At 36.7% G+C, this 13,798-nt stretch carries 7 protein-coding genes and 1 pseudogene; 4 read left to right on the top strand and 4 right to left on the bottom strand.

The genetic code is table 11. From position 1 onward, the window contains the following. Positions 1–13: 13 nt before the first annotated feature. The 4 genes and pseudogenes from fbpC (at position 14) to AAC155_RS13170 (ending at position 2,046) form a co-directional block, all read left to right on the top strand. A complete protein-coding gene (fbpC, locus tag AAC155_RS13185) occupies positions 14–1,069 on the top strand; it encodes a ferric ABC transporter ATP-binding protein (RefSeq protein ID WP_113042675.1) in 1,056 nt (351 codons plus the stop codon). Between the two features lie 53 nt (positions 1,070–1,122). Continuing rightward, a pseudogene (locus AAC155_RS13180) lies at positions 1,123–1,278 on the top strand (replicative DNA helicase); the annotation flags it as partial. Positions 1,279–1,337: 59 nt separating this feature from the next. Next, positions 1,338–1,727, top strand: coding sequence for a type II toxin-antitoxin system RelE/ParE family toxin (locus AAC155_RS13175; protein ID WP_113042671.1), 390 nt, complete (start codon positions 1,338–1,340; stop codon positions 1,725–1,727). Then, the gene (locus tag AAC155_RS13170) at positions 1,717–2,046 is read left to right on the top strand and encodes a helix-turn-helix domain-containing protein (RefSeq protein ID WP_113042669.1); all 330 of its coding nucleotides are present in this window, start codon (positions 1,717–1,719) and stop codon (positions 2,044–2,046) included. Before AAC155_RS13175 ends, AAC155_RS13170 begins: the two co-directional genes overlap by 11 nt. Positions 2,047–2,292: 246 nt before the next feature. Here AAC155_RS13170 and AAC155_RS13165 read toward each other — a convergent pair whose 3' ends face one another. From AAC155_RS13165 to AAC155_RS13150, 4 genes are all read right to left on the bottom strand, one after another. Next, positions 2,293–6,708 carry a Tc toxin subunit A-related protein gene (locus AAC155_RS13165; RefSeq protein ID WP_113042667.1) on the bottom strand — a complete coding sequence of 1,472 codons (4,416 nt, stop codon included), beginning with the start codon at positions 6,706–6,708 and terminating at the stop codon, positions 2,293–2,295. Positions 6,709–6,880: 172 nt separating this feature from the next. Continuing rightward, complete coding sequence (locus AAC155_RS13160) at positions 6,881–9,769, bottom strand: Tc toxin subunit A (protein WP_113042660.1); 2,889 nt, start codon at positions 9,767–9,769, stop codon at positions 6,881–6,883. A gap of 132 nt (positions 9,770–9,901) precedes the next feature. Next, complete coding sequence (locus AAC155_RS13155; protein ID WP_113042658.1) at positions 9,902–12,217, bottom strand: hypothetical protein; 2,316 nt, start codon at positions 12,215–12,217, stop codon at positions 9,902–9,904. 460 nt (positions 12,218–12,677) lie between these two features. Next, complete coding sequence (locus AAC155_RS13150; protein WP_113042657.1) at positions 12,678–13,304, bottom strand: TetR/AcrR family transcriptional regulator; 627 nt, start codon at positions 13,302–13,304, stop codon at positions 12,678–12,680. Between the last annotated feature and the right edge of the window lie 494 nt (positions 13,305–13,798).

Raw genomic sequence — 13,798 nt, 5'->3', positions numbered from 1 at the left:
ACGGAGTGACAATATGACACAACACAATTTTGTCGAACTGAAAAATGTAACCAAACGGTTCGGTAGCAACACCGTGATCGATAATCTGGAGCTATCTATTCCTCAGGGACATATGGTTACACTGTTAGGACCCTCCGGTTGCGGTAAAACCACCGTATTACGTCTGGTTGCCGGGCTGGAGAAACCGAGTGAAGGTAAGATGTTCATTGATGGTGAAGACGTTACAGATCGCTCTATCCAGCAACGTGACATCTGTATGGTGTTTCAGTCCTACGCCCTGTTTCCGCATATGTCGCTAGGGGAAAATATTGGCTACGGGCTGAAAATGTTAGGACGGCCTAAAGCGGAGATACGCGAACGGGTTAAAGAGGCGCTGGAGCTGGTGGACTTAGGCGGCTTTGATGATCGTTATGTGGATCAAATCTCCGGTGGTCAGCAACAGCGTGTTGCCCTCGCTCGCGCACTGACCCTCAAACCTAAAGTGTTACTTTTCGATGAACCGCTGAGTAACCTTGATGCCAATCTGCGCCGCAGTATGCGCGAGAAAATCCGCGAATTACAGCAGCAATTTAATATCACCTCACTATACGTTACTCATGATCAAAGTGAGGCATTTGCAGTTTCCGATGCGGTACTGGTGATGAACAAAGGTAAAATCATGCAAATTGGCACGCCACAAACACTCTATCGCCAACCGGCGTCTGAGTTTATGGCAAGTTTTATGGGAGATGCCAATATCTTCCCGGCGACTTTGGGTGCTGATTATGTCGAGATTTTTCAATATCGCCTGCCACGGCCAACAAACTTTACCACCAACCTACAATCGGTAACGGTAGGCGTCAGACCGGAAGCTATCACCCTGAGCCGTAATGGAAATATTAGCCAACGCTGTACCATCAGCCATGTGGCTTACATGGGGCCACAATATGAAGTCACCGTAGATTGGCAAGGGCAAACTCTGCTATTACAGATTAACGCCACCCAATTGCAACCCGATGTTGGCGATCATTACTATCTGGAAATTCATCCGTTTGGGATGTTTATTTTGGCCGAGAAAAGCAGCGGTTAATTTGATTGCAAAAGATTCCTGACTTTTATATCAATAGGCCGCCAGATGGTGGCCTATATAATGAAAATACAGACACGAAAGGAATAGCAGAGGTTATCACAGGTAAGCAGCGCAACAACCTGATAGGTACGGTTCGACTGATGTTTAACAGTCAATGGTCTCAATTTAATAACTACTCTGACCCAGCTTATATAGATAATATCGATTAAAACTTGCACAAGACTATAGCAAGGATTACTATAATAAAAATTACAATTTCGGGGATTTCGTGGCTGTTTACTTAACAAAACTTTTTAATAAAAAGGCCAAAAAACTAAAAATCACCACAGATACCTTACTTAAAGCAGCGTCTGAGGTCATGAATGGTGTATTTGAAGCTGATTTAGGCGGTGATGTTATCAAGAAGCGGGTTCCTTTAAAAGGCATGGGTAAGAGTGGAGGCACACGAACTATCATCTTCTTTAAAAGTGGAACTAACCTGTTTTTTTTCGATGGCTGGTCAAAAAGTGAAGTCAGCGGAAAAGGAGCTAAGGAAATCGAGGACGATGACTTGGAAGGCTACAAAGACGTTGCCGCAGAACTTCTAAAGTATGATGATAAAAAAATAAAAAAAATGCTCGAACTAAAACTTTTGGTAGAGGTGAAAGATGAGCACTAAATTGAACGAAATGCTTGGCTTTGCAAAAGAGCTGGAAGAGGCTGGTATTTCTAACGGTGATTTAACCAAAAAACTTGAAGCTAGAATTCAGGTTCGCAATTTAAGTAAACGTATAGCTAAAGCTCGCCCGATGTCTGGAGATGAAATCAAAAAATTACGCGACCGTTATAACATTTCTCAAGCTAGTTTAGCTCTGGCGCTTAATATGACGAAAGAAAGCGTATCGAAATGGGAGCGTGATGAAATTAAGCCCAATGGGGCAGCATTAAGAATGCTAAACCTCATTGATAAACAAGGATTGAAAATTATCACCGCTTAACATAACCATTAAAGGTACCTTTCGGGGTGCTCTGACCGCTGACAAACCTCGTTTAAGGCACTGATACAGGGGCGGATTCCTGATTAAATATTAAATACAAAAACAGCGACAAATATACCCTATGGATTTCAAGATGCATCGCGACGGCAAGGGAACGAATCCCCGGGAGCATAGATAACTATGTGACCGGGGTGAGTGAGCGCAGCCAACAAAGAGGCAACTTGAAAGATAACGGGTATAAACGTATTATTTAAGCAATTCTCTTACCTGACCAGCAAATGCCTCACCACCATCCTTCGCGGTATAACGTACATGCAAAATAATATCTGACAAATTATCCAGAATATCTCGCTGTATACTGTCTGTTGCCGCTGATGGGAAAATGAGTTTCCAGTCAGAAACCACCCCCGTTCCTTCAAAAGGTAAATAGCGATCATCACCGAAATTAAGATTAAATGTACCACTATCATTAATCCCTGATGAAAGTGCGATTTGTTGGCTCGCTCTCAAATTCGTGACAATTTGTTTATTATCGCCTTCCTTATTTGAAAGTAAATATTTCACACCATTAATATCCGGCATTTTCAATGTATAACTTTTAGTTTGAGTTAAAGTCGCTTTAATATCCTGATAAGGACCAATTAATGTTGGCAGCGTGACCGATACAGACGTGATCTGGCGTAAATAATGCCCGGCATAATCTTGATCAAATAATTTCTCATTCAGTATAAATGTAATTCCTTCACCAGTTTTAAGTTCAGATTGAATATCTTGCCATTTTTTCGTATCAGATAATAGATTTTTTAACGAGATCGTTTTAGTTAATTCTAAACGACGTTCATTACGATTCAAATAAGCCGATTCCATTTTCAGTAGATTCAGTTTAATCTTTTCTCCTACCAATAAACCATTATGATTATCGTCCCAACCATTTTGCACAATAAACTGTGTAGCAAAATCCCCCATTTCATATTGCCAACATGCTTGTGCATTTAAACATAGCGAAAGCACTGCATCGTAAGCCTGACGATATAATGACATCATCTGATCATTCAACCATTGATAAAGCGAAGATTTCGTTACCCTAGTCACAGTAAGAAACTGATACATATCCTGCTCTTTTTGCAGTTGTGTCTGAGATTGCTGTAATGTTGTATTCGCAGCGGAGATTTGTGCCTCTTGCTGCTCAATCTGTTTTTTCAACATTTCCAGTTCACTTTCCGCCTGTTTATATTGAATCTCCCACTCTTCACGTCGCCGGTTATAACCCGCTTTAATACTCAATGTATCACTCGCCATTTGCATAATTAACGATGCAGTACGTGTAATACCCGCAGAACAAATAAGCGGCATATGCCATCGTTGTCCACCAAATGATGTTCCCGCAATGCTAGGTATCAGCGAAGCGGCACCAGCGGCGGTTAACATTCCTTCCTCAACAGAAGAAATAATTTTTGCCGTACCTTGTAAATTCAGCGCATTGGTTTCATCTGTAGAAATGTTTTCATCATAAAGCGCCTTATAATGATCAATCCGCTGTTGTAATGTCTGCTGACTTTTTAATAATGCCTCTTTCCCTTTTTCAGCGATTGCGACAGCATCTTTCTGCAATGAAATGGCGAAAATAGCTAACTCTTTCAAATGCAATTGATTCAACTCTTCCTGTTCCGCACGATCTTTACGTTCTTGCGCACTCAAGAGTAAATCACCAAAATGACTTAAGGTATCTACCGCATGATAAACACTGGGTAATAATGCCCGGAAACGATAAGGTGGTATATTCAAAATACCCGTACTACCTGCTGCCAATAATGATCCACCATTTGCCAATAAAGCGAGCAAATTTTTTGGATCGACAGGTGTTGCATATAATGGTAACGACAAAGGTTTACCATCTAAAGTTAAATTATGGCGCAAATTATAAAATCTGCTGGATAAAATATCCCAATACCACAGTAAATCATTGTTCAAAGGCACTCTGAATATCGCATTATCGACCGCCGTATGAGCACTGACTTTAGCCGCTGGAAGATCAATTAATATATCAGGATCAATATTACTCTCAAATTCGCGTAATTTATTATTCTTTGAAGAGGTGACATCTGCCAATTCAATCGGCAGCCAATGACTAACTAAATCAAAATCAGGTCTGGGACCAAGTAATTGCTGTGCTTGAAGATAGCGTAATTTAGCATTATTAAGTCCGTCATTGGTCAGAAAGCGATAAAAACTATCACCAAAATCAATTAAGTTCTGCACATACATTTGAAATATGGCTTTTTTATAATGTACTGGCTCGGCATAAGCTATCGCATCTGGATCTTGTAATTCTTTTAATTGTACTGAGCTATCTTGAAAAACCTCTAACAGGCTGCAATGCCAATAACTTGGGCTACCATTAGCCTTATTTTTCACTGCTGGGTTGAAAATATAGTGCAACCAGTTTTGGGCATCCTGATATTGTTGTGAAGCATTGAGTTGATACGCAACTAAATAAGGTACATGGAAGAAAAGCTCCCAGAAATAAATACTATTTGCCCCGTTAAGCGCAGAATCATTATTTTCATCACTACCCGGAATAGGCGGTTCATTAATATGTTGTGCCTCCCAACTCAGTACATCAGCAATAGAATGGTTAGCCCGTGCAATAAGCTCCCTGCCAAATAGGGTATTTAATCTGATAGATCGATATTTAAATTGCAATTCAGTAATATCCAGATACTGTGCTTGCGTTTTTTTATTATAGGCCAACAGCAAATTAGGATAGGGAATTTTACTGAATTTAACTTCATAATGGTTATAACCTAAGTCCGCATCTTCGCCCTCTTTCTTATAACCTAATTTTAAAAATACACTCGAATCCTTACCCTTTATTTCATCGAGATCAAGTTCTACAGTAGGAATAATACTCTTTCCATTGAGTAATTGGCGTTTTGAATATAACAGACTATCGCTCCCCCCTTCAATATTCCATAAACAGAAATCAGCCTCCCTATGACCTGAATGATCAATATCTACTTTTGGCGTTCCATCTCCAGAAGCAACAAGCTTACCACCAGATTTATTGAGTTCTGAACTAAATACTTTAGCTTCTTTTAGTCCAGACAGTGGCACTTCCATTTCTTTGGTAAAATGATAGGCATTACCTTGCTTTTGTCCCCATTCAGAAAAATTAACTTTCAGCTCAGGATAGCCACTCTGACTAGAATTAAACATAATATAAAAATAGTCACCTGATTCATAACTATTACCATTGATAGTCACCACGACAGAAACTGTTACTTTTCCATTATTTTCTTTAGCGCCATCAGCGAGTGAAATATTAACCTTTCCTGCTTCACTAGATTTACGTTTAAGATCAATATCACATGCTACAGATTTAATAATCTCTTTCCCAATCGACAAACTATTATTACCATGGAGACGTAGTTTTCTACTACCCATTTCAGCAAATAGTGTCATTTTCCCTGTCGCAAGCCCAGGATAACTTTTTGACTCCAGATAAATAGGCTTGTCAACTAATTTATATGCATCCCCAAAATAGGCTGACAACATATTTGATTGTGTAAGATCTTTCGTAGAATTAGATTTAATTTGTTGATAAATATAGAGATCTAATGACTTATCACCAACCAGGGGCACAGGAACTTCGTTAAATAGTAAATTACAGGAGTACGGATAATTCTTTTCTCCTGATGTATTATTTTCTGTTTTTACTGGCTTACAAATAGCAGAAATAACTAATACCGGTTCAGCTCGCAAATCCATTAATGCAATGAGTTCAAAGTCATCATTAACTTTATTCTTATCACCAGTAAAAGTACGTAATTTATTTGGAAGACTCCATTCACCATTAAATTTTCGATATATTAAATTAATACTATAATAATTTTCTTCTTTATTATTATCAGCTTCATGTGCCAACCAAACGATATGAAGACGACCATTAATAACGACTGGGCGGATCTTAATCACTTCCCCAGTAGCAGGAATACCAATTTTTTCCCATTCTTGCCAAGCTGTAGGGTTAATGACATCTTGCATATTTCGATTAGCCATATTTAGCGATCGCCAGTAATATTGACCTGGCGTAATACTCATCTTACCAATGAAATAATATTCAGCCTGAGCGGGTGCTAATTCTTTAGTCGTATTGATATAGCCACTCATTAACTCTAAGTTACTTATTTCTTCAAATTTATTTAAATAATTCAATATAACTTCTTGAACAACTTCATCACTCAATTTCCCTTTATTTAAATTATCCTCCAACTCTTTAAAATCACTTGTTTTACCATGACGTAATATAGGGCTAATATAATTCTCTGGATAATTCCATAACTGTTGAAAACCAGCCCAAATATTATATTGGCTTAAAATATCATTCCATTTTTCTACTTTATCTTCATATTGATAATCATACCCTGGTTCCATGTTAAGCATAATGCCATTAATATATTGCTGAACACTGGAAATCGCTTGTGCAACAACACTAGTATTAACCTGATTCGATACCTGATTATCAATAAGTAAATATTGATACAAATCATCCGGCGTTTTTAAATCGGGTACATTAGCTGTTTTTGAAATATTCCCCAAGTAATAACTAACCAATCCATCACGAACATTCTCAGCTAATTTTTTAGAAACAATATTTTTCATATTCTGAACCTCTATTAAAATTTTTTATTCCACCATGAAAATTATACCCTATGGATTTCAAGATGCATCGCGACGGCAAGGGAGTGAATCCCCGGGAGCATAGCAAACTATGTGACCGGGGTGAGCGAGTGCAGCCAACAAAGAGGCAACTTGAAAGATGACGGGTATATATTTACAGAGTTGCTACCATCGCTATACCAACCTGTTTATAATCCTCATAAGAGGAATGAGCATTGATATTTATCGTCGCTAATAATGAACGCATGGAAAGTGCCATTTCCTCGGACCAAACTTTAAGTCTCATCATGATATCTATTTCAGCTAATGTTTTTGCCGTATTATCTTCCTTGCCGATAATATATGAATTAGCTAATAGTACTTCATCACGCTGCCATGACAATAGTTCAGTTAATATTTTCACCCTATTAATTTTATCGTTATTTTGATTATTCGTATTGACTAGCTCCAAATAACGCAATATTTTGTCTTCCGCGTTATCTAAAGAAGCAACTAATTGCATCCAATCTCGGTAGCGACTGAAATAATAAATACCCGATAAAGAAAGTTGCGTGTTCTGGCAGCCAAACCGTTCAGGATGTTCAGAAAAATGGTTCAACATCACAGTACTCAGTCGGAAAGTTTTAATCACTGAAATATATCGCGACAAATCATACATCAGTATCAAATAATCCTGACTGATCATCTCTGGCTGTAAATTTTTATTATCAAACAGTTCAAATGACTTCAATAAAAAATCATAACTACTTGAGCCGATCCAGTTTAAAATAAATAAAGGAAATGGTTGTGATAGCTGAAATGCATTTACTAACATACTGGCCGATATTGCATTTTGTGCAGATTGAGCTTGAGTAATAATTGCAGCCCATTGTTCAGTAATAGATACTTTGACTTTATCATCAAGTAATATACTTTTTATCGCTTTATTAATTTCATCAGTAATATTAACATCAGGCTTAACTAAACCATATTTTTGATGAGATACTGCATTTAAAACAGTATGACATAGAGTTAACCAATCAATCAAATTACCATTATCATCTAATACTGGTAAGATATTTGATGATAAACTTTCCAGGGTTAAACTCTCTGAATTACGATGCAATCCAACTTGATTAATAAAGGCCACCTGCGCCGCATTGCCGGTCATAACAACTTCATTAGCTGGTAATAAGAATAGTTGAAGAGTACCAACAGATAATTTATTTATTCTTAACCATTCTGTGGTTTGCTCCATTGCAATCATAATATCCAGAATATCTGTTTGCCTATTATTTCCTGGTTGCGATAAATAAGGCATACCCGTGACCTGTTTTAATACTTTATTTCCACCTATCAACGTTAAAAGAACCACACCTTCCTGTGGTGTTAACCCCAAAATTCTCGACAGTTGCACAATACGATAAAACGCAGAAACAACAGGAAGTGAACATGTTAAACTTTTTTTACCCATCGATTCAGCAACTAATGGTGCTAATAAAGAAAAATCCTTCGCTTCAATTTTCAATCCAGCACATAACTTACTAATGATATTATTATCCTGTTTTTTTTCTGAATAAAACTCACGATCATCAATCACCAATGGTGCATCAAATAACGAAGATGAATTGAAAATCTGATCGAAGAAAGGAATAGCTGTACCCGTCGAGAAAGGAGTAATTTGATATATCAACGCGGCAAAATCATCAGGTGAAATATGATATTTTTTGCTCCAATGATGGAAAATACCTAACATACGTAAAGTATTTTCATTCATCTGTAATTGCTTATTTGCATCCCCTTCTGCCCGCATCGTGGCAGTCACCAATAAATCAATTTTATCTACCGGCAAATTAACCCATCTCCACAACCGTATCATGCGATTTAATCTATCAAAGCGTTCATGATTCACACCGGATAGCTTATTTATCTCTTGTGGCAAATGATCACTTGAGGCAAATTCACGATACAAATGTAAAAAATCACTCTCTTTTGCATTTGGCCCATTAATAAAAACAGCGCCATAACGATAAGGAGCCGCAGGTATACCTAAATTAAGCACATTCTGAGATAATCTCACGTTATTTTGTTCTAATGCCTTCCCTTTATTTGTAGATATTCCTTTTATACATAATAATTGCTCAACTTCTGCGACAGAAAGAGTTGTTTGTGTAGTGAAAGTTGATAACAATTCAAGTAAGTCTGCACTATTAACGCCATAATTATCCTGATAGAATTGGCTATTAGATGGGTTTAATGGCTCATTAATTATTTTTTGTTGGCAAATACCTAATTGATTTGCTAAAGGCGCGATAAATTCTCCATTAGCAGTATTCAGGTTGGATTTAAGAAAATAAGGATAACTCTTATCTGTCTGTTGCGTCATTTCCAAACAAAAAAGTTTTTTATTATCAAATGTTAGATTAATTTGGTTTTGCGCATGATCATAAGGGAGTTGGAATGGATAACGTACATTGGCTAAAAGATCATAACTAGATAAATTTGTCTTTCCTTGTTGTCTTAGCATAGCTTCCAAACGTTGATTTAGCATAGCATTAACCAATGACAATGTTGAAATCTCTTGATTGATACTCACTTCATCCAGCATTAAATGCGCTAAATCAGAGCGGCGCGTATCTATTTTAATGGCCTCAGCACCCGCATTGGATTCAATATCCATCGCTAATTTATAAATCTCTGCTAAATAAGCAACCGGTGAATTATTTGCTTCCGGTGCGCCATTTGGACAGTATTTCTGCCAATTATCCTGAAATAAGGATTGATATTGGGGACCTTCTTTCAATGAAACAGAAGAATAACTCCTGGCATATGTATTATGAGTGTAATGCTGCCGGCGAAATTTACGCGCTATTTGTATAGCATAGCTGTTTGCTGTATCATAAATATCTTCTGCCTGATGATTTAAATTATATTTATCTAAAAATAGATTACGGGGTATTCTTATAATATCAAAAATAGATTTATAATCTGATTCAATTATCTTATCGGTAAAGTTATATTTATTACCTAATTTCTTTAGCAACGGGCTGATATCATTATTCATAGGATCGCCTTTATTCACCGGAAATATACAGGATGGATGTTTTTTTCTAAAAAAATAGATTAGAGAACAGAGATGCAATAAATAATAAGAAATTTATTACATCATCTGGTAGTTATTAAAAGTCGTTAACTATTAACTGATTTTCGGCTCAAGTGTAATCAGAGCATATCCTGCACGATTGGGTTTATTCTTATGTGTCACTCTGAGTAAAACAATTTCTGAACAAGTAATATCACTTGGTGCAGTATAAGTCGCAGTATACTTTTTAATATCATTACCAAACTCATCTTTTATCACTTCTGGCTCACCTACCTTAATATTTCCTCTTGCCGGCATAAGGCTCCATTCACTTGGAGAAGTCAAATCATTACCGACAGAAGAGAATTCCATTACGGCATCGGGTGTTAATAACTCTTGATTATAGCTAGGATCAATCTTGAATTCAGCTATAGTACTTTTACTGATAAGCAGAATATTGACTTTATCTAAATCACCATTATCAGCAACAGCCGTCACCGTAACCATATTATATCCAGCCGGGAAAGAGGCTGGAGGCGTATATTTGCCATTTGCATCAACAACACCATAGCCAGTACCCGTTTCCACACGCCAATTCACTTTCTTATTGTTATAAACAGTAAAATTGACATTCTTATTAACATCATTTTCATTGATAACAACAAAAGAAGGACTAACCGATACTGAGGAAGGCAACAGAGTGACAACCGCTGAAGCTTTAGCGTTTGTGTTTGAATCTGTCGCAGTAATTGTCACAATTTGGCTATTTCCTTTTATCTTAGCCGGTGCCGTATAATAGCCGGTATTCGCATTAATACTCCCCAATTCCGCTGGAGTAATGGACCACTTTACTGTTGCATTGGTGTTGGTTGTAAATTTATGCTTAGTTTTCACTGGTATAGTTAATTGAAGATCTTTGATTTTAAAAGCAGTTGATGTTGGAGAAATATCACCAAATAGCACCATATCCCCAGGCACATACACTTTATCAAATTCAAGATAATTGCTTTCAGGGAAAAGAAGGTGATTAACGGCAAATAGACTAATGCTATCTAATTTAATATTTGCAACATTGGTTAATTTATTTTCAACAACACCTTTAACAATTTCTGCTGTTTTATTAATAAACTTTTCTTTAGGGAAAAAGTGTATTCCCCAACTAGGTTCATCTTGTTTGTCATATCTGGTTATCATTCTATTATTTAATTTTAATTCAATCTCATCATTAGATTTTACATGAGGCGTAATATCTATCGAGCCATCAATATAAAAATGAATTTTAGACTTGTACCAACCACCGCTTATTGGAGAATCATTAAGAATACCAACTGATTGGGTAAAATAATAAGAGTGGTCATTATTATTCGTCCCAGAAAAGACAATTTTTTCCTTGCCTGGTTTAATATGCATTCCTAAATAGGGGATCTTGGCATTCTCTAACCACATATTACTGTTATCATGATATTTCACCGTTCCCGTCCATACTTTATACCCTCCTCCTTCATATTGTACAGGTTCATTGCTCTCAGCATACCCACTTGTTATATTCAAATAGCTAGCTGAGTCATCTTTCTGGCTATCAATCTTGACCAATTCTAAATTTACACTCGTAGAACTCGGTAATAAATGTTCATATTGCGGCTTAAGAATATTCTCAAAAAGTGTCTTATTACTGATAATTAATACCGCAGAACGATTATTCGGTATCAAATAAGGGAAATTACTTGAGTTAATTGGTAATTCCCTACCGTTAGGATTATAGTTTGTTGCAATAAATAACAACACCGCCCCATGACCATAATTATCAGAACCATATAAATTAGCACCGGGTGCCGGTTGAGTTCTGATTTTAAACATTGTTGGAACCAGTCCAGCCGTATTATCCAGCTTCAAAATACCTAACTCATAAGTTACATCATTATCTTTAAGCCAATTACGGAAAAACTCCTTGACTTCTGCTGGCGCATCGTCAATAACATTGACTACTCCCAAATCTCCTTTTTTAAATTCAACAACAACTTTTCCATCATTACCAACAGAGCCTGTTGACGCACTCAAATTTACGGTTATCGTCATATAGTAATCATTATTCGGCGTAATTCTTTGATAATTCTTTACTCTACCATCATCATAAAGTTCTATTATCGTGCCAGAAATAAAATTTAATTTTACCGTTGCATGAGAATCTTCAATTGATGAATTTTCAAAGGAAATTAACGGCACTCCCAATATCAAGTTGTCAAATTTTATCTTTTTATTTCTGCTTTCCCAGAAAATAGGTGAAAAATGTGTACCTTCACTTACTTTTCTTACATATTGCTGTTCAAACAGCATATTTATTTTAGTTCTATCATAGGCAGCAACAATATCCCACCCTAGAGTCTTCGTTTTACCGTTAAAATCATCAATAATGCTATTTTCTGTGGTCATATAATCACCTATTTTAGACGTTATAAAAGATTTGTTATTAGAGGAAGCGTATTAAACAATAGCTGCCGCCATCATATTAATTTAATAATATGAAAGTCATCACGAGAATAATTTATATTTTTGCTCTATTGCCAACTTAGACATAAGTTGAATGAAAAATATATATTATTCAATTTACCCTGATAGATTAATAATCAATTAGGATATATATGATAAGCATAACATATATTAATGAAAATATAATACAGGTAAATATTAACAAAAAACATGTAATGCATAATATATAATATTAGCCATATAATTAATATTTAAATACAAAAAGCAATATACCCTATGGATTTCAAGATGCATCGCGACGGCAAGGGAACGAATCCCCGGGAACATAGATAACGATGTGACCGGGGTGAGTGAGTGCAGCCAACAAAGAGGCAGCTTGAAAGATGACGGATATAAACAATACCTATAATTCAGAATCTCTGTACGCTTGATTAATTATCGCTTTTGCCACCCATTTAGTGATCTCAATAATTTCCTCATTATCCATCTGCCAGATATCTTTCATCACCAGAAAGACCTCGGAGCCATAAATTAGGGAAAAAGATCGAATGACATTTTCCAAAGTATCCGGCGGAAAATGCCCTTTTAATGGTTCAACAACCATTGCAAGGATATCTTTACGATGCCCACGTACCAGTTTCTTTTCCTGCTTACCCTCAGATAAACATCCCTGAGCCCATTGTTGCAAAGAAACTAGCAGAGCAGCTCGCAATGCACCTTCGTATTGAAACATTCGGGGATAAGCAAAATCCAACAACTCAGTAATCCGCTCCTCGATCTTTTCACTAGCAGGCTTCCAGGTGAGGATCGGCCCAAGGCTGGCACCAACAATCGCATCAATTAAATCACTTTGTGTCGGAAAATAGCGGTATGCTGTTGCCCTGGAAACACCAGCATGCATTGCCAATTCAGAAACCGAAGGTATCGCTCTCTGTTCACAAAGCTCCAATGCCGCATTGATTAGCAATGTATAAGTTTTTTTCCGAGTACCAGTAAAATGAGTTTTCGTCTTCGAATCTATCATTGCCATAACTCTTCACCATAAAAATCGCAACATTAACACTTATGGTTAAAATATTTTTTCGCTATCATCACTCTACTCAACCATCTACAAAACGACCAAATTAATTCATTTTATTTATGTATTAAATGGGATAACAATCTCAATTTGGTAATACAACAGTGATACTTAAGTCTCATCTTGACTATAATCTGTCCATGAATGAGTCGTCAGCACCAGGGAAGTATTCGCAATTATAATGAAAAAAAGTCAATGTCAGTTGCTTTCAATCACTTTTTATCAAAACAACCTAAAGCCCTCATCATGTGAATTCACCTGATTTTTGCCAACAAGTGATTAACGAATACCGGTAAATGATGGCTTAGCCCCGGCGATAATACCGTTGCAAAAACAACACTGACACTGAAAGATTATATACAACTAATTAATGACTAGGCAAAAAGTTGCCAAAAGAGGGCATTCTAATGCTATTGTTCTATCAGGGATGAATTTATGACATGTCT

The organism is Photorhabdus sp. HUG-39 (assembly GCF_963878365.1).
GTDB classification, from domain to species: Bacteria; Pseudomonadota; Gammaproteobacteria; order Enterobacterales; family Enterobacteriaceae; genus Photorhabdus; species Photorhabdus kayaii.
Note: the sequence above shows the minus strand (reverse complement) of the source record. Positions and strands in the feature narration are given on the sequence as shown.